This is a genomic window from Sulfitobacter sp. SH22, assembly GCF_965641905.1.
Classification (GTDB): domain Bacteria; phylum Pseudomonadota; class Alphaproteobacteria; order Rhodobacterales; family Rhodobacteraceae; genus Sulfitobacter.
In genome coordinates this window covers 922,036-938,178 of sequence record NZ_OZ282573.1, presented here as the reverse complement: position 1 = coordinate 938,178, position 16,143 = coordinate 922,036, and the positions used below count along the sequence as shown (strand labels likewise).

The following is a 16,143-nucleotide window of genomic DNA, read 5'->3' as shown; positions in this document are numbered from 1 at the left end:
CCGCCCCCTCATTTGCAACACAGTCTGCGCATAATTTACCAACGGGGATTTTGAAAATGAGCTTGATGAAAACACTGGCCAAGGTGGCGATTGGCGTTGCCGTGGCCAAAGGTGCCAGCGCGATGATGAAGAAAAGCAGCGGCGGATCGCAAAACGCGGGCAGCGCGGGCGGCCTTGGCGGTTTGCTGGGCGGTCTGACAGGTGGTGCGTCGGGCGGCACGGGGACTGCGGGCGGCGGATTGCAAGACATGCTGGGCGGTTTGATGGGCGGCAGCGCCGGATCAAGCGGCGGCTTGGGCGGATTGCTGAACCAGCTTGGCGGCAGTTCCGGTGCCTCTGGTGGTGGTTTGGGTGGTTTGTTGAACCAGTTGGGCGGCGCTGGCGGGTCTGCCGCATCCGGCGGTGGTCTGGGCGGATTGCTGGGCGGTCTGGCGGGTGCTGCGGGTGCTGGCGGTCTGCTGGCGGGGCTTGGCGGCTCAACCAGCGGTAAACCGGAACGCGAGGAAGCCGATTTCGGTGCTGTGCTGAATTCTCAGTTTGATGCCAATGCCACCCCCGCGATCCAGCCGTCGCAGGATCAGGAAGTTCTGGCCGCATTGATGATTGCCGCGATGATTCAGGCCGCGAAATCCGATGGTACCTTTGACGAGGCCGAGCGCGAGAAGCTGCTTAGCCATCTTGGCGATGTCGATGCCGAGGAAGCGGCCTTTGTGCAGGCGCGTATGGAAGCACCCGTTGATATTGACGGATTGGTTGCCCAGACCCCCGATGGCATGGCCGCGCAGGTTTATGCCATGTCCCTGCTCGCCATTGATCTCGATACCCAAGACGAGGCGCAATATCTGCACCAGCTGGCCAATGGGTATGGGATGGCACCGGCTGCGGTGAATGAAATCCACGCGCAAATGGGTGTGCCGTCGCTGTATACCTGATCCGCTAGAACCGAATTAAAACGCGGGTGAAAGCCTGGGCCGGAAACGGCTCAGGCTTTTGCTTTTTTCTGCTGCTTTTCCTTGGCGATGACATGTTCGGCCAGATCGCGGGCAATGGCAAAGGCCCCTTTGATCTTGTCCGTATCCGTCGCCCAATCGCGTTTCACCACGATCTTGTTATCCTTGACCTTGGCCAAGCCACGCTGGTTTTGGATAAAGGTCACCAACCCCTCGGGCGAGGCGAATTTGTCGTTGTGGAACTGGATCGTCACGCCTTTTGGCCCGCCGTCCAGCTTGGCAATCCCTGCCCGTTTGCACATCGCCTTGATGCGGATCACGAGGATCAGCGTGTTGACCTCGCGCGGGAGCTTGCCAAAGCGGTCGATCAGCTCGGCGGCAAAGCCTTCGAGTTCGACCTTGGTGGTCAGGCCCGACAGGCGGCGGTAGAGCCCCAGACGCACATCAAGGTCAGGCACATAGGTTTCGGGGATCAGCACAGGCACGCCCAGATTGATCTGCGGTGCCCATTGGCCGTCATCTTCGATCACGCCTTCCAGCTCGCCCGCCTTGATCTTGGCAATCGCGTCTTCCAGCATGGATTGGTACAGCTCGAACCCGACATCGCGCATCTGGCCGGATTGTTCTTCGCCCAGCAGGTTGCCCGCGCCGCGAATGTCCAGATCCTGCGACGCCAGCGTGAACCCTGCCCCCAGCGTATCGAGACTGCCCAACACCCGCAGACGCTTTTCGGCGGTGGCGGTCAGTTTGGCGCGCGGTTTGGTGGTCAGATAGGCATAGGCGCGGGTTTTTGAGCGCCCGACACGGCCGCGGATCTGATAAAGCTGCGCCAGACCGAACATATCGGCGCGGTGCACGATCATGGTGTTGGCGGTCGGAATATCCAGACCGGATTCAACAATCGTTGTGGCCAGCAGGATGTCGTACTTGCCGTCGTAAAACGCGTTCATGCGGTCATCCAGCTCGCCCGCAGCCATCTGGCCATGGGCGACCAGATAGGTCAGTTCGGGCAGTTGTTCCTTCAGGAAGGCCTCAATCTCGGGCAGATCGCTGATGCGGGGCACCACGTAGAATGACTGCCCGCCGCGATAATGTTCGCGCAACAGCGCCTCGCGCAGGGTGACGCTGTCGAATTCGCTGACATAGGTGCGGATCGCCAGACGGTCCACGGGCGGTGTGCCAATGATCGACAGATCACGCACGCCCGTCAGGCTCAGCTGCAAGGTGCGCGGGATCGGGGTCGCGGTCAGGGTCAGCACGTGGATATCGGTGCGCATCGCCTTGAGGCGTTCCTTGTGACCCACGCCGAAATGCTGTTCTTCGTCGATGATCAACAGGCCGAGGTTGTTGAATTTGATGTTCTTTGCCAGCAGCGCGTGGGTGCCGATCACCACATCAACGGTGCCCTTGGCCATGCCTTCGCGGGTGGCATTGGCGTCTTTGGCCGACACAAAACGCGACAGTTGGCGGACCTCGAGCGGGAAGCCGCGGAACCGTTCGGCAAAGGATTTATAGTGCTGCCGCGCCAGCAAGGTCGTGGGGGCAATCACCGCGACCTGCAAGCCCGACATTGCGGCCACGAAAGCAGCACGCATCGCGACCTCGGTCTTGCCAAAGCCGACATCGCCGCAAATCAGACGGTCCATCGGATTGCCGGATGTCAGATCGTCAATCACATCGTTGATGGCAGACATCTGGTCGTCGGTTTCGGTATAGGGGAAGCGCGCGGAAAACGCGTCCCACATGCCCGGCGGCGGATCCATGATCGGGGCGCGGCGCAGGGCGCGTTCGGCAGCAATCCGGATCAGCTTGTCCGCCATCTCGCGGATGCGTTCCTTGAGCTTGGCTTTCTTCGACTGCCACGCGCCGCCCCCCAGCTTGTCCAGCAGACCTTCGTCATGGCCGTATTTCGACAGCAGTTCGATGTTTTCGACCGGCAGGTACAGCTTTGAATTCTCTGCATATTCCAGCAGCAGACATTCATGGGCGGCACCAGCGGCGGTGATGACCTCCATCCCCAGATAGCGGCCAATGCCGTGGTCGACATGCACCACCAGATCGCCCGGTGTCAGCGATTGGGTTTCGGTCAGGAAGTTCTCGGCGCGGCGTTTGCGTTTGGTGGCCCGGATCAGACGGTCGCCCAAGATGTCTTGTTCCGAGATGACGGTGAGCTTGCTTTTCTCAGCCGCCAATGGGGCCTCGAACCCGTGTTCCAGCGCCCAGACCGCCAGATGCAACCCGCGCTTTCCAATGCGCGTACCATTTTTGATGGCAATGGTTTCGCCCATGCCTTCGTCTTCGATCAATCCGGTCAGCCGTTCCCGCGCACCTTCGGAATAGCTGGCAATGACAACGGGGCCTTCGTTCAGTTTCACCTTAAGATGTTTGGCCAAAGCCCCGAAAAGGCTGATAGATTCCTGTTGGCGTTCAGGCGCGAAATCACGGCCGATACGGCCGCCTGCATCCAGAACATTCGGGCCTGTGGGCTGCGGCAAGGGCTTGAACTGGATCACCCGCTTGCCGATTAGTGCCTGTTCCCATGCGGTGTCGGTCAGATACAGACCTTCGGGCGGCGCGGGTTTGTACACGCTGTCCATCTTGGAGCGGTTCGCCATCGCAAGGCGGCGGGTCTCGTACTGGTCGGCGATGCTGTCCCACCGCGACAAACGCTGTGCGGTGACCTGATCATCCAGCGTGACGCTGGCCTTGGGCAGATAATCAAAGATGGTTTCCAGTTCTTCGTGGAAAAACGACATCCAATGTTCGGCACCTTGATGTTTGCGCCCCGCGCTGATGGCCTCGTAAAGCGGATCATCCGTACCCGCCGCCCCGAATTCGATGCGGTAATTCTGGCGAAACCGCGTGATCGCCGCCTCGTCCAGAATGACTTCGCTCACGGGGGCCAGTTCGACCAGATCCAGCTTTTCGGTGGTGCGTTGGGTCAGCGGGTCAAAACGGCGCGCGCCATCCAGCGTGTCGCCGAACAGATCCAGCCGCACGGGGCCCAGATCACCGGGCGGGTAAATGTCGATGATCCCGCCCCGGATCGCATAATCACCGGGTTCGGTCACTGTTGGGCTTTGGACAAAACCCATACGCACCAGAAAATTGCGCAAGGCTGCTTCGTCGATGCGGTCGCCGACACGGGCGGCAAAGGCGGCATCGCGCAGAATGGCGCGCGCGGGCACCCGCTGGGTCGCCGCATTTAACGTGGTCAGCAGGATAAACTGGTCGGGCATCCCATGCGCCAACCCCGCCAGCGTCGCCATGCGCTGCGCCGAGATATCGGCATTGGGTGACACGCGGTCATAGGGCAGACAATCCCAGCCGGGAAAGGTGATGACCGGCATATCGGGCGCAAAGAACCGCAGCGCGGATTGCATCGCGGCCATACGTTTGTCATCGCGCGCTACATGGATCACGGGGCGCTTGTTTTTGGTCAGCTCGTCCAGCAACGCGCGGGCATCAAAGCCTTCGGGCACGCCGGACAGCGTTATCTGAGTGGTATTTGACATGAGATGTCACTTGATCCTCGGGCGGGTTTTGTCAACCGCCGAACGGACCCACATAGAGGTTTTGATACATCCCCCAGATCGAGGTGACGAAAATCGAAACGATCCCGATCATCTGGGTATAAAGCCGGTGCCGCGTCAGACGCCGGTAGAGCAGATCACCCGTGGCCGATTCCTCGTGGATTTGCTGGGCTGTCGACACGCTCAGCACCCCGACAAGGCACAGCGGAAAGGCCAAGAGCAGCACCGCTTGTGCGAATTCAAAGTGATAAAACACGGCCAAGGTGAACAGCATGGTCAGGAAAAAGCAGCTAAAGCCCAAAATCCACATGCCCGACACCTGCGTGATATACAGCAAACGGTTCACGTTGATGCGGACCATGTCCTCAAGATCGATCTGGGCCTGTTCGCCCTGACGGCGCGCGCGCAGCACCATGTCATAGGGCACACCCAGCACCCAATGGCTGGCAGAGGACCAGATAACCGCCAGCGCGATCCAGAACCACAGGTTCGAGAACGACCGCATGTCGATCACTTCTAAAATTGTTTGGTATAAATCCAAGGAGTGCCTGTCTTTGATCGTGAAATTTTATAGCAGCGGCGCATAGCAATACAACCTACGTCCGTGATAACGGGGCGTTTCACCAATTCCTAGCCTTGAGCCGTGCAAAAATAAATGGCAAGCCTTGTGTTGAAACATCCGAGGTATTTTTTCATGAGACCCCAACAAGCTGCCTTTCCGGCGACACGTCTGCGCCGGACCCGTCAATCTGCGGGCATCCGTGCGCTGGTGCGCGAAAACTCGCTTGAGCTGGGGGATCTGATCTGGCCGGTGTTCGTGCGGTCCGGCGAAGGCATCGAAGAGCCGATCCCGTCGATGCCCGGCGTGTTCCGGCGCAGCGTGGACAAGGTGGTCGAAGCCGCCCGCGAGGCGGCTGATCTGGGCATCGGGGCGATGTGCATATTCCCCTATACCGGGATCGAGGACCGCACAGAGGATTGCGCCGGTGCCTGGGACCCTGACAACAACCCCAACCGGGCCATCCGCGCGATCCGCGATGCGGTGCCCGAGATGGTGATCATGACCGATGTCGCGCTGGATACCTATAATATCAATGGCCATGACGGGTTTGTCGAAAACGGCATTATCGTCAATGACCGCACGGTCGAGGCGCTGGTAAAGATGTCGCTGGCACAGGCGGATGCAGGGGCAAATATCATCGGTCCTTCGGATATGATGGACGGGCGCATCGGTGCCATTCGCGCAGGGCTCGAAGGGGCCGGCCATTCCGATGTGATGATCATGAGCTATTCCGCGAAATATGCGTCGGCATTTTACGGGCCGTTCCGCGATGCGGTCGGCGCATCGGGTGCCCTGACGGGCGACAAGAAAACCTATCAGATGGATTACGCCAACAGCAACGAAGCCCTACGCCTGATTGAACGCGACCTGCGCGAAGGTGCGGATATGGTCATGGTCAAACCCGGCCTGCCCTATCTGGACATTTGCCACCGGGTGAAAACGACCTTTGGTGCGCCGACCTTTGCCTATCAGGTGTCGGGTGAATACAGCATGATCAAGGCCGCCGCCCAAAACGGCTGGATCGACGAAGAACGCGTCATGATGGAAAGCCTGATGGGTTTCAAACGCGCCGGTTGTGATGGCGTCTTGACCTATTTCGCACCGGCAGTCGCGCGTTTGATGGGGGCTTAGCCCTTAAACCCGTATATAAATCACGAATGGGTGGCAGATCACCGCCGATTCGTGGCCTAAATTGGTGACACCGCGGATTATTCGGCATATGATTGCTGATAAGTCGGGACAAACCGGCACAGGCAATTACAGGCAAAATACAATGAACAATTCCTCTTTCTCGCGCCGCGCTTTTGCGTTGGGCGCGTTGGCAAGCGTCGGGGCCGTTGCGGCTTGTGGTAATGGTGTGGGCAGCCGTGGCAGCGGCCAGATCGACGCACGGGTTGCTACAACCTTGCAAGAAATGTACCGCCAGTTCCCCAACACACGGCAATTGGCCCAAAAATCAAACGGCATGCTGGTCATGCCTCTGGTGACCGAAGCGGGCTTGGGTCTGGGTGGCGGATACGGGCGCGGTGCGTTGCTGGTGAACAATGTCACCGTCGATTATTATTCGATGACCAAGGCGACGGGCGGGATTCAGATTGGCGCTCAGCAATATGCGCATGTTCTGTTTTTCATGACCGAAGACGCGTTGAACGGCTTCCGCCGGTCCCCCGGTTGGGCGGCAGGTGCCAATGTTGAATATGTGATTGATGACAAAGGCGACAGTGTGAACGCCGACACGACCACGGCGCTTTCGCCCGTATTGGCGGCTGTGTTCGGCCGCGCCGGTCTGCGCATCGGTGCCACCCTTGAGGGCAGCAAATACTCTCGCATCATTCCATAAACGGACAGGCCCGGCCCGCAGATCTTGCGGACCGGGCGCTCTCTTAGCCTGCGGCGTTCAGGCGCTTGATCAGGCTCGAGGTGTCCCAACGGCCACCGCCCAGCTTTTGCACATCTTTATAGAACTGATCGACCAGTGCCGTGACCGGCAGGCTGGCGGCAATTTCATCTGCTGTATCCAGACAGATGCCCAGATCCTTGCGCATCCAGTCCACCGCGAACCCGTGATCAAACTTGTCATCCAGCATGGTCTCGAAACGGTTGGACATCTGCCAGCTTCCTGCGGCCCCCTGGCTGATGACTTCGACCACGTCACGGCCATCAAGACCGGCTTTCTGGGCGAAATGCAGCGCCTCCGACAGGCCTTGCACCAGACCGGCAATCGCGATCTGGTTGCACATCTTGGTCATCTGGCCGGCACCGCTGTCGCCCAAACGGCGGCAGATCTTGGAATATACCTCCATCACCGGCAGCGCGCGGTCAAAGGCACCGGTGTCGCCGCCGCACATGATCGACAGCTGGCCGTTTTCGGCCCCTGCCTGCCCGCCTGAAATCGGCGCATCAACAAAGCTGATCTGCGCCGCATCCGCAGCCTGATAAAGCTCGCGGGTGACGGCGGCGGATACCGTCGTGTGATCCACGAAAATCGCGCCTTCGTGCATGCCGGCAAACGCCCCGTTATCACCCAAACAGACCGACCGCAGATCGTCATCATTGCCGACACATGACATCACGAAATCAGCGCCTTTCGCCGCCTCGCGCGGGGTCATTGCCATCGCGCCGCCATTGGCTTCGACCCACTGACGGGATTTTTCAGTCGTGCGGTTGTATACTGTAACCTCGTGGCCTGCTTTTAGCAGATGCGCGGCCATCGGGCCGCCCATGACGCCCAGTCCCAGAAATGCGAGTTTTGCCATCGTCTTTTCCTTATCATTCAGTTGCGCTATTGGCTGGTACAATACCTAACACCCCACGTGCTTTGGTCAATCATATGTGGGGTCCATGCAGGAGCACCCGATGGCAGTGATTTTTAAGTGGCTTATGCGTCTTGCCACCTTGTTGATCGTTCTAATTGTGGTCGCTGTTGGGGGGGTATACTGGCTCGCGTCGCGATCCTTGCCCGATTATGACGATACCGTCGTGGTGCCCAACCTGCGGGCCGAGGTCGAGATCGTGCGCGATAACGCCAATGTGCCGCATATTTTCGCGCAGAATGATCGCGATGTGTTCTATGGCCTCGGGTTTGCCCATGCGCAGGACCGCTTGTGGCAGATGATCACCATGCGCCGCACCGTGCAGGGCCGCCTGTCCGAAGTTTTCGGCACCGCGACCATCAACATCGACCGGCTGTTGCGCCGGTTTGACCTGTATACTTTGGCGGTCAGGTCGGTCGACACCCTCGACCCCAAGACCCGCGCCGCGCTCGAGGCCTATGCCGCAGGGGTGAACGCCCGTCTGGACCAGATCAACGAAGAAGCCCTGGGCCGTGGTGCCCCCGAAATGCTGCTGTTTGACGCGCCGATCGCGCCGTGGCGCCCGGCAGATTCGCTGGCGATGGTCAAACTGATGGCGTTGCAGCTGTCGGGACATCTGGATGCCGAGGTAAAGCGCGCCCGCACCTCGCTGGCCCTGCCCGATCAAAAGCGCCTGCAGGATATCCTGCCCGACGCGCCGGGCAGTGGCATTGCCGCCCTGCCCGAATACGCAGCCCTTGTACCGGGCGTGCCGCAGTTTTCCGAAAACAAACCGCTTGATCCGAACCCGCTGTCGCCGTTCAAATCCTTTGATCTGGCCGGTGCCTCCAACGCATGGGCTGCCGCGCGGGCCCGTTCCGCCTCGGGCGGGACATTGATCGCCAATGACCCCCACCTTGGCTTTACCGCGCCAACAATGTGGTATCTGGCACGGCTTGACCTGCAATCGGGCGGCGTGATCGGGGCGACAATTCCAGGCATTCCGGTGGTGCTGACCGGGCGCTCGGCCGAACTGGGCTGGGGGCTGACATCGTCATACGCCGATGATCAGGACGTCTATATCGAAGAGCTGAACTCCGAAAACCCCGAAGAATACCGCACGCCGGACGGGTTCAAAGCCTTTGTTAAACGCGCCTCTATCATCACGGTGAAAGATGCCGATCCCATCACCCTGACCCTGCGCTGGACAGATAATGGCCCAGTCATGCCCGGCAGTCACTATAACCTTGCCGCCATCACACCGCCCGGCCACGTGGCCACCCTGAACTGGACCGCGCTCAGCCCCGCCGACACCTCTCTTGCCTCTGCCATGGCGCTGATGGAGGCGAAATCGGTCGAAACCGGCCTTGCCGCCGCCGCCGACTACCTGGCACCCTCACAGAACCTGACATTGGTGGACCGCGAAACCATTGCGATGAAAACCATCGGTGCCCTGCCTGCCCGCGATCCTGCCCACCAAAGTCAGGGGCGGATGCCCACCGCAGGCTGGGTTGCTGCCAACCGCTGGCAAGGCCGCCTGCCCTATGGCTCCAACCCCGAATTTGTCGCGCCCCGCGGCGGTATCCTTGGCAATACCAACAACAAGACGCTGGACCGGCCCTTCCCCAACCATGTGTCCTTTGTCTGGGGCGATACGCAGCGCATTCAACGCTGGCGCAATCTGATGCAACGCCGTCAGGTCCACACCCGCGACAGCTTTATCGAAGCGCAACTGGACACGGTCAGCTTTACCGCGCGCACCCTGCTGCCCCTGATCGGGGCCGAATTGTGGTTCACCGGCGAAGCCACCGCCGAAGGCACCTCCGAGCGTCAACGCGAACGCGCCCTGATCCTGCTGGCGGGCTGGTCGGGCGAGATGAACGAACACCTGCCCGAACCGCTGATCTATGCCGCATGGCTGCGCGCCTTGCAGGAACGTCTGATCCAGGACGAACTGGGCCCCCTGGCAGCCGAATTCGACCATGTGGAACCCTTGTTCATCGAACGGGTGTTCCGCAATGTCGATGGCGCGGGTGTGTGGTGCGATGTCCTGCAATCCGCCCCGGTTGAAACCTGCCCCGACATGGCGCGGCTTGCGCTGGATGATGCCCTGATCTGGATCAACGAAACATGGGGCAGCCAGCTTGAATCCTTGCGGTGGGGCGATGCGCATCAGGCAACCCACGACCACCAAACCTTGGGCGACGTCCCGATCCTGCGTTATTTCGTCAACATCCGCCAATCGACCTCGGGCGGGGATAACACCCTGCAACGCGGCCGCACCAAAGGCACGGGGCCCGATCCGTTCTTTAACGTCCATGGTGCGGGGTACCGCGGCGTCTACGACTTTGCCGATCCGGATTCCTCGGTCTTCATCACCTCGACCGGACAGTCGGGGCATTTCCTGTCGCGCTACTATGACAACCTCGCCCAGCTGTGGCGGCGCGGTGAATATATCCCGATGTCCCTCGACGAAGACCTGGCCCGCGCCGCATCGGTTGGCGTCACCAAACTGATCCCGGCGCAACCATGAACCGCGTGATCCTGTTCAACAAACCTTTCGGGGTGCTGTCGCAATTCACCGACAAAAGCACCGAAGGATCTCCGCGCCCGACCCTGTCGGCCTATATCGATGAAAAAGGCTTCTACCCGGCCGGCCGCCTTGACCGCGACAGCGAAGGCCTGATGGTGCTGACCGATAGCGGTCCCTTGCAGGCCCGCATCTCCCACCCGAAATACAAACTGGCAAAAACCTATTGGGTCCAGGTCGAAGGCACCCCGGACGAGGCCGCCCTGAACGCCCTGCGCAGCGGTGTGACCCTCAAAGACGGCAAAACCGCCCCGGCCAAAGCATCCCAGATCGACGCACCCTCGGTGCTGTGGGACCGCGACCCGCCCGTGCGGTTTCGCAAATCGGTCCCCGACGCATGGCTTGCGATCACGATCACAGAAGGCCGCAACCGCCAGGTCCGCCGCATGACCGCCCATGTGGGCCTGCCGACCCTGCGCCTGATCCGCGCCCAGGTCGGCGACTGGCAGCTCAACAACATGCAACCCGGCACATGGCGCTTTTCATCGGAAACAGGCCGTTAATTCCAAATGGGATAAAATCCCGGGGGGCGGCCAAAGGCCGGGGGGCTGGCCCCCAGCCAACCTGTCACCTTATGAAAACAACCGCGTGGCCCAAACCCCAACGGTTGCCGATACGCCCGTCAAAACCACACCCCATGAAAAATCCGTGGCGACCATCTGCGGGGTCCAATCCTTGAGCGTGGCAAGGTTGGTAAACTCGTAGGTGCCATAGCCCAACGCCCCGATCAGGGCCGCGTTCAGGAATACCCAGATCAAGGATTTATCCTGAACCACCGCGGGCCAGGAGACGAAATACAGTAAAACGGCGATGTAGAAGGCATAGAAAACCAAGGCCGGCGCAAGGCGGAAACTCTCCAGCAACAGCGGCCCGATATCACGCGAGAACACCGGCTTGATCAAATAGCTCAGTCCCAGAAAATCCAGACCCAGAAAAACCGCGAATGTCAGCACATATATAATGATCAACGTCATAAGATTTCCCCGCACAAGTTACTGTACACCATATGCGTCGCGCAGCGGAAAATTCGAATTTTCCGGCAAAATTTTTCGAAAAAATTTTCCGCCTAGGCTACCGGCAGATCAAAGACGTTGAAACTGGTCTTCTTGCTGTGCTGACCAACGCACGGTCAGATGAAAGCCGTCCTCGGTCTGCTCTTCGTGCAAAACCACCTCTTGCGCAAACAGCCATGCGCGTTTTTTCCCGTCAGCAAAGCTCAGCACCAGATCGGCCTCGCGCACGGCACCTTGCAGTGCTTTTGCGATTGTGGCCTGAAGTTCGTCCAGACCCTCACCGGTCAGGGATGAGATCGCCAACACGTTCTCGTCCCGTGCCGCGCGGGCGCGTACAGCGTCGGCGCGGTCAGGGCTCAGCAGGTCGATCTTGTTCCAGATCTCAAAGCTGCGGGTGTCTTTGGGCACGCCAAGGGATGTAAGAATATCGCGGACATTCTGGGCCTGCTCTTCGGTCTCGGCGTGGGAAATATCGCGCACGTGACAGATGATATCGGCGGCCAGAACCTCTTCGAGGGTCGCGCGGAACGCGGCAACCAGTTCGGTCGGCAAATCCGAGATGAACCCGACCGTGTCGCTGAGGATGATCTCGGGGCCGTCGGGCAGCACCAGGCTGCGCATGGTCGGGTCCAAGGTGGCGAAAAGCATGTCTTTCGCCATCACATCCGCACCGGTCAACCGGTTGAAAAGCGTGGATTTTCCGGCGTTGGTATAGCCCACCAGCGCCACAATCGGAAACGGTACCTTGGCGCGTGCCGCACGGTGCAAGGCGCGGGTTTTGACCACCTTGTCCAGCTGGCGGCGCAGGCGCACCAGTTGTTCGTCGATGGCGCGTCTGTCCGATTCAATCTGGGTTTCGCCGGGACCCCCGACAAACCCCAATCCGCCGCGCTGGCGTTCAAGGTGGGTCCAGGCCCGCACAAGCCGCGTACGCTGATAGTTCAGCGCGGCCATTTCGACCTGCAACACACCCTCGCGGGTGGCGGCGCGGTCGCTGAAAATTTCAAGGATCAGACCGGTGCGGTCCAACAGCTTCACGCCCCAGGCTTTCTCGAGGTTGCGTTGCTGTACAGGCGTCACATGCCCGTCCACCAACACCAGCTCGACCTCGACGGCCTCCATGCGCTGTTTCAGCTCTTCGATCTTGCCGGACCCGAACAGCATCCCCGCGTTCACGGTGCGCAAGATGACAACCTCCTGGCCGACGACCTCAAGCTGGGGAAGCGCTTCGGCCAAGGCAACGGCTTCGGCCAGGGCCGGTTCCGCGATTCGGCGGTTGTTGTCGGTCTTGATGTCAGGGTGCAACACCCAGGCCCGTGTCATTTTCGGGCCTGCGGTGTCGTCGATCTGAAAAGGAGGGCGCGTCAATTCGCGTCTTCACCTTCATAAAGCGAGATTGGCTGGCTTGGCATAATGGTCGAGATCGCGTGCTTGTAGACAAGCTGCGACTGACCATCCCGGCGCAAAAGCACACAAAAGTTGTCAAACCAGGTAATCACGCCTTGCAGCTTTACCCCGTTGATCAAAAAGATCGTCACTGGAACTTTGGTTTTGCGCACATGGTTCAGGAATGCATCCTGAAGGTTTTGTCTGTCAGACGCCATAATGGTCTCGCCTTTTTTTCTTGCTGTTGTTCTTGCTGATGTCCGCGGACCGGACCCCGATTTCGACCGAGTATGTAGGTGCCCGTCAGGAGTTTCCACCCCAAATGTCACGCAGCCCTGTCAGGCGGGCTACAATTCGTGTCACGCACGCCACAGATCAGGGGTCAGCAAGGCGATAATAGCCAAAGTTTCGAGCCGCCCCAGCACCATCGCCCCGATCAGGATCATCTTTGCGGGGTCGCCCAGCTCGATCAGCGCAATCGGCGCATCGGCGGCAAATTCGATCAGCGGTCCTGTTGTGGCAAGGCTTGCCACCGACATCACCAGCGCATCCTCAAACGGTGCACCGACAAAGGTCAGCAGCAGGGTCACCCCGGCCAGCGACAGGGCAAAGAGCATGAAAAAGATCCACGCGATGAACGCGCCATTGCTTTGCAGGCGCCGCCCCGCAGTCCCTGCGCCGGACACCGAATTCGGGTGCACCAGCCGTTCCAACTCGCGCACGCCGTTGCGGTACAGCGCAAAAACCCGCAGCAGTTTCACGCCACCGGCAGTCGTCGCCACCCCGCCCCCGATCAGGGCCAGCCCCATCAGGATCAGGCCCGGCGTTTCCAGCCCGGACCAGCTTTGGGCCTGCGCCCAGGACGAACTGACAAAACCCGTGGTCGTCAGAAACGAGGTCACGGTAAAGATCGCGCCCCAAAGCGCACTGCCGCTTTCCTGCGCTTCGGAGGTGGCGGAGACGTCGAATGCGCCAATAAAATGCCGTGCAAAGAGGACCAGCGGCACACCGATGATCAGGGCCAACCCCATGCGAAATTCCGGATCGGTGCGCAAACCGCCTTGGGTGGCTGTAACGGTATCTTTGGAAAAGGTCAGCCGGGACAGCGAAAACAGCATAAACAGCATCATCACCGCCTCGGCACCGAAGCCGACGCCTGTGTCATGGATGCCGCCCAGGGGGGAAATACCGGATGTCGCCATCACCGACATCGCGTGGCACAGCGCAACCAGTGACCGGTCGCCATTGGCCAGCAGCAAAACCCAAAGCAGCAGCGTCAGCGCCAGATAGGTCGGCGTCAGCGCCCCGGCCGAGCGTAACACCCGCAAGCGCGGATTGATCGGGGCCGTGGCGGTGGTGCGCCGGTCGTCGGGGTTGCCCGGTTCGGCCTGGGATGTCACCTCGAACCCGCCAAGGTGCAGCGGTGCCAGAATGGCCGACGCCGCGACCCACATCAGCAGCCCGCCCATCCACGCCACCTGCGCGCGCCACAGATGCAAGGTATCGCTCAGCCGTCCGGGATCGTCGAACAGGCTTGCCCCTGTGGTGGTGATCGAACTGACCATATCGAAATAGGCGTTCAGGAACCGCGTGGTTGGCAAGGCTTCCAGAAACGGCACCGCAAGGATCGCGGGCAAAACCACAAAGCTGCAAAACAGCGACAACAACGGCCCAAGCGCCCCATGCCGGGGTTTGCGCCCCGAATGCGCGATGGCGATCATCGCAAAGACAACCATACCCAACAGCGCGGAATAGAAAAACGCCCGTGACGCCAGCAGGTCATCGGTGACCACCCCATAGAACGCAGGCACGATCATTGACGCAGAGAAAATCCCGAAAATGAGCAGGAACAACGGCAGTTCCAAAAGCTCCTTGCGGATATTGCGTTTGCGGCTCATGCGGCGGCGTCCTGATATCGCATCAGAAAAAGTCGATCGAGACCTGCATCAACTGTTCAACCTGCGGCACGTCTTTTGCCATACAGAAAACAGCGATCACATCGCCTTCGTCAATGCGGGTGCTGCCAAGGGGCCGTATCACCTTGTCGCCCTTGCGCACCATGCCAACCAGCACCCCTTCGGGGAAATCAATCTCGGCGATGCGTTTGCCAGCGAGTGGCGAGGTGGACAGCACTTCGGCCTCGATCACTTCGGCTTCGGCGTCACCGATCGAATAGACCGCACGCACCCGGCCATGGCGGATGTGGCGCAGGATGGAGCTGACGGTGGTGGCGCGCGGGTTGATATAGGCGTCGATGCCAAGCGGTTCCATCAGGGGTACCAGCGTCGGGTCGTTGATCAGCGCGATGACATAGGGGCAGCCTTCGGCCTTGGCGCGCACACAGGCCAGCATGTTGGTTTTATCATCATCGGTGATCGCCATCATCGCATCTGCGCGGCTGATCCCGGCCTCGGCCAAAAGGGCCGCATCCAGACCGTCCCCGTTCAACACGATGGTGCGTTCCAAAGCTTCGGCAGCCCGTTCGGCAATGGCACGGTTCTTTTCGATCATCTTGGTGCGGACGCGTTTTTCCTTGCCCTCAAGGCTTTGTGCGACGGCCAGACCGACATTCCCGCCACCAACCAGAACAACGCGTTCCAACTTGCTGGTTTTCTTGCCAAAAATCTCGAGCGTGCGGGCGATGTCATCGCGGTGCGTAAAGACATAGCAGGCGTCGCCCACGAAAATCTGGTCTTTGCTTTCTGGGGCAAACAAGGTGCCATCACGGCGCACACCAACGACAACGGCACGCAGGGTGGAAAACAGATCAGACAATTGGCGCAACGGCGTGTTGACCACGGGGCAGCCTTCGTCGATCTGGATGCCGATCAGATGGGCCATACCATCCATAAAGGTTTCGGTGTCAAAAGACGCCGGTGCCGACAACCGCTGGAGCGCTGCGGCCGCGACTTCCTTTTCGGGGCTGATCACCACGTCGATGGGCATGTGGTCACGGCGGTAGAGGTCGGAGTAAATCGCCGTCAGATAGGATTGGCTGCGCAGACGGGCGATCTTGCGGTTGATGCCGAAAACCGAATGGGCGACCTGACAGGTCACCATGTTGACCTCGTCCGAATGGGTCGCAGCGATGATCATTTCCGCGTCACGCGCGCCTGCACGGTCCAGCACATCGGGATAGCTGGCAAAGCCGGCAATGCCCTGAACATCCAGCGTATCGGTGGCGCGGCGCACCAGATCGGCGTTGCTGTCAACGATTGTCACATCGTTGCGTTCACCGGAAAGATGGCGTGCAATCTGCCAGCCGACTTGACCTGCACCGCAAATAATCACTTTCATGAAAGGTTCCTTTGGCGTTT

General features: G+C 60.0%; 13 protein-coding genes. 5 read left to right on the top strand and 8 right to left on the bottom strand.

The window, feature by feature from the left end:
* The first annotated feature begins 56 nt into the window (after nucleotides 1-56).
* Nucleotides 57-932 (top strand): DUF533 domain-containing protein, encoded by an 876-nt coding sequence (locus ACSQ13_RS06565; RefSeq protein ID WP_295508462.1) that lies wholly within the window; start codon nucleotides 57-59, stop codon nucleotides 930-932.
* 50 nt (nucleotides 933-982) lie between these two features.
* Here ACSQ13_RS06565 and mfd read toward each other — a convergent pair whose 3' ends face one another.
* On the bottom strand, nucleotides 983-4,465 hold the full coding sequence (gene mfd, locus ACSQ13_RS06560; protein ID WP_176249858.1) for a transcription-repair coupling factor: 3,483 nt from the start codon (nucleotides 4,463-4,465) through the stop codon (nucleotides 983-985).
* 31 nt (nucleotides 4,466-4,496) lie between these two features.
* Nucleotides 4,497-5,024, bottom strand: coding sequence for a component of SufBCD complex (locus ACSQ13_RS06555; RefSeq protein ID WP_176249859.1), 528 nt, complete (start codon nucleotides 5,022-5,024; stop codon nucleotides 4,497-4,499).
* A 153-nt stretch (nucleotides 5,025-5,177) separates the two neighbouring features.
* Here ACSQ13_RS06555 and hemB point away from each other — a divergent pair, with 153 nt between their 5' ends.
* A complete protein-coding gene (gene hemB / locus ACSQ13_RS06550; protein ID WP_176249860.1) occupies nucleotides 5,178-6,176 on the top strand; it encodes a porphobilinogen synthase in 999 nt (332 codons plus the stop codon).
* Nucleotides 6,177-6,318: 142 nt separating this feature from the next.
* A complete protein-coding gene (locus ACSQ13_RS06545) occupies nucleotides 6,319-6,885 on the top strand; it encodes a YSC84-related protein (RefSeq protein WP_176249861.1) in 567 nt (188 codons plus the stop codon).
* 43 nt (nucleotides 6,886-6,928) lie between these two features.
* On the opposite strand, the gene ACSQ13_RS06540 is transcribed toward ACSQ13_RS06545, so the two are convergent.
* Nucleotides 6,929-7,801: an NAD(P)-dependent oxidoreductase gene (locus ACSQ13_RS06540; protein WP_295508465.1), complete on the bottom strand. Its 873-nt coding sequence runs from the start codon at nucleotides 7,799-7,801 to the stop codon at nucleotides 6,929-6,931.
* Between the two features lie 100 nt (nucleotides 7,802-7,901).
* Here ACSQ13_RS06540 and ACSQ13_RS06535 point away from each other — a divergent pair, with 100 nt between their 5' ends.
* Entirely contained in the window at nucleotides 7,902-10,370 is a 2,469-nt protein-coding gene (locus tag ACSQ13_RS06535; protein WP_176249863.1) for a penicillin acylase family protein, read from the top strand.
* The gene (locus ACSQ13_RS06530) at nucleotides 10,367-10,930 is read left to right on the top strand and encodes a pseudouridine synthase (RefSeq protein WP_176249864.1); all 564 of its coding nucleotides are present in this window, start codon (nucleotides 10,367-10,369) and stop codon (nucleotides 10,928-10,930) included. The genes ACSQ13_RS06535 and ACSQ13_RS06530 overlap by 4 nt, the downstream gene beginning before the upstream one ends.
* Nucleotides 10,931-10,999: 69 nt before the next feature.
* Here the strand turns inward: ACSQ13_RS06530 and ACSQ13_RS06525 are convergent, their stop codons facing one another.
* The 5 genes from ACSQ13_RS06525 to trkA all read right to left on the bottom strand — a co-directional run bounded on the left by ACSQ13_RS06525 (nucleotide 11,000) and on the right by trkA (nucleotide 16,123).
* Nucleotides 11,000-11,401 carry a DUF2177 family protein gene (locus ACSQ13_RS06525; protein ID WP_295508469.1) on the bottom strand — a complete coding sequence of 134 codons (402 nt, stop codon included), beginning with the start codon at nucleotides 11,399-11,401 and terminating at the stop codon, nucleotides 11,000-11,002.
* Nucleotides 11,402-11,509: 108 nt separating this feature from the next.
* Nucleotides 11,510-12,763 carry a GTPase HflX gene (hflX, locus tag ACSQ13_RS06520; RefSeq protein ID WP_295508936.1) on the bottom strand — a complete coding sequence of 418 codons (1,254 nt, stop codon included), beginning with the start codon at nucleotides 12,761-12,763 and terminating at the stop codon, nucleotides 11,510-11,512.
* A gap of 41 nt (nucleotides 12,764-12,804) precedes the next feature.
* Nucleotides 12,805-13,044 (bottom strand): RNA chaperone Hfq, encoded by a 240-nt coding sequence (hfq, locus tag ACSQ13_RS06515; RefSeq protein ID WP_093915014.1) that lies wholly within the window; start codon nucleotides 13,042-13,044, stop codon nucleotides 12,805-12,807.
* A 141-nt stretch (nucleotides 13,045-13,185) separates the two neighbouring features.
* Nucleotides 13,186-14,724, bottom strand: coding sequence for a TrkH family potassium uptake protein (locus ACSQ13_RS06510; protein ID WP_176249866.1), 1,539 nt, complete (start codon nucleotides 14,722-14,724; stop codon nucleotides 13,186-13,188).
* A gap of 22 nt (nucleotides 14,725-14,746) precedes the next feature.
* On the bottom strand, nucleotides 14,747-16,123 hold the full coding sequence (gene trkA, locus ACSQ13_RS06505; protein WP_176249867.1) for a Trk system potassium transporter TrkA: 1,377 nt from the start codon (nucleotides 16,121-16,123) through the stop codon (nucleotides 14,747-14,749).
* Between the last annotated feature and the right edge of the window lie 20 nt (nucleotides 16,124-16,143).

Excerpts from the sequence above, each read along its gene's own strand:
- hflX (WP_295508936.1), bottom strand. The coding sequence starts at position 12,763 with ATGACACGGGCCTGGGTGTTGCACCCTGACATCAAGACCGACAACAAC.
- ACSQ13_RS06565 (WP_295508462.1), top strand. The coding sequence starts at position 57 with ATGAGCTTGATGAAAACACTGGCCAAGGTGGCGATTGGCGTTGCCGTG.
- ACSQ13_RS06535 (WP_176249863.1), top strand. The coding sequence starts at position 7,902 with ATGGCAGTGATTTTTAAGTGGCTTATGCGTCTTGCCACCTTGTTGATC.
- mfd (WP_176249858.1), bottom strand. The coding sequence starts at position 4,465 with ATGTCAAATACCACTCAGATAACGCTGTCCGGCGTGCCCGAAGGCTTT.
- hemB (WP_176249860.1), top strand. The coding sequence starts at position 5,178 with ATGAGACCCCAACAAGCTGCCTTTCCGGCGACACGTCTGCGCCGGACC.
- ACSQ13_RS06530 (WP_176249864.1), top strand. The coding sequence starts at position 10,367 with ATGAACCGCGTGATCCTGTTCAACAAACCTTTCGGGGTGCTGTCGCAA.
- ACSQ13_RS06525 (WP_295508469.1), bottom strand. The coding sequence starts at position 11,401 with ATGACGTTGATCATTATATATGTGCTGACATTCGCGGTTTTTCTGGGT.
- ACSQ13_RS06510 (WP_176249866.1), bottom strand. The coding sequence starts at position 14,724 with ATGAGCCGCAAACGCAATATCCGCAAGGAGCTTTTGGAACTGCCGTTG.
- ACSQ13_RS06545 (WP_176249861.1), top strand. The coding sequence starts at position 6,319 with ATGAACAATTCCTCTTTCTCGCGCCGCGCTTTTGCGTTGGGCGCGTTG.
- hfq (WP_093915014.1), bottom strand. The coding sequence starts at position 13,044 with ATGGCGTCTGACAGACAAAACCTTCAGGATGCATTCCTGAACCATGTG.
- trkA (WP_176249867.1), bottom strand. The coding sequence starts at position 16,123 with ATGAAAGTGATTATTTGCGGTGCAGGTCAAGTCGGCTGGCAGATTGCA.
- ACSQ13_RS06540 (WP_295508465.1), bottom strand. The coding sequence starts at position 7,801 with ATGGCAAAACTCGCATTTCTGGGACTGGGCGTCATGGGCGGCCCGATG.